This window comes from Cellulomonas sp. P2_B4 (genome assembly GCF_056404795.1).
This window is the reverse complement of record NZ_JBFUDI010000106.1, coordinates 1-533: the sequence shown is the minus strand read 5'-3', so window position 1 is coordinate 533 and position 533 is coordinate 1. Positions and strand designations below refer to the sequence as shown.

Below are 533 nucleotides of genomic sequence, written 5' to 3'. Positions count from 1 at the left end.
GCGATGGACGCCGGGCAATTGATCGAGGTGACGGACGGTGACGACGAAGAACAAGGCTGAAAACGACATCCTGGCCTCGGTCCACAAGACTGCTGCCGGGCTGCATCAGATCGGACTGGTCGACAAGGCGACGATGCGCGAGTTCGACGCACTGTGCCTCACCCCTGTCGAGCCCCTGAGCCCGGTGGAAATCCGCGCCCTGCGCGAACGCGAGCAGGTCTCCCAGCCGGTCTTCGCGCGATATCTGAATGTGCGGAAGGACGCCGTCAGCAAATGGGAACGGGGCGAGAAGCGACCAGATGGTCCATCGCTCAAGCTGCTCAACCTGGTAAAGGCCAAGGGGCTACAGGCTATCGCGTGAGGCCCTTGCGTTCAGGGGTAATTGCACGCTTCCCGGTTATACGGTGCTGCGGAGGCAAAGAATTACGGTGCCAGTTTACTAATTATCGCCGCGCTGTTCGGAAAATCGTAAGCCAGTCGCAACCGATAGAGCCGCAAGATCGCGGGCAAGATCGCCCTGGGGACTCACTACA

Annotated in this window: 1 protein-coding gene; it reads left to right on the top strand. The window is 60.2% G+C overall.

Annotation, left to right across the window (positions count from 1 at the left end):
* Positions 1-37 precede the first annotated feature (37 nt).
* Entirely contained in the window at positions 38-361 is a 324-nt protein-coding gene (locus AC1DZC_RS20345) for a helix-turn-helix domain-containing protein (RefSeq protein ID WP_465172940.1), read from the top strand.
* Positions 362-533: the final 172 nt, after the last annotated feature.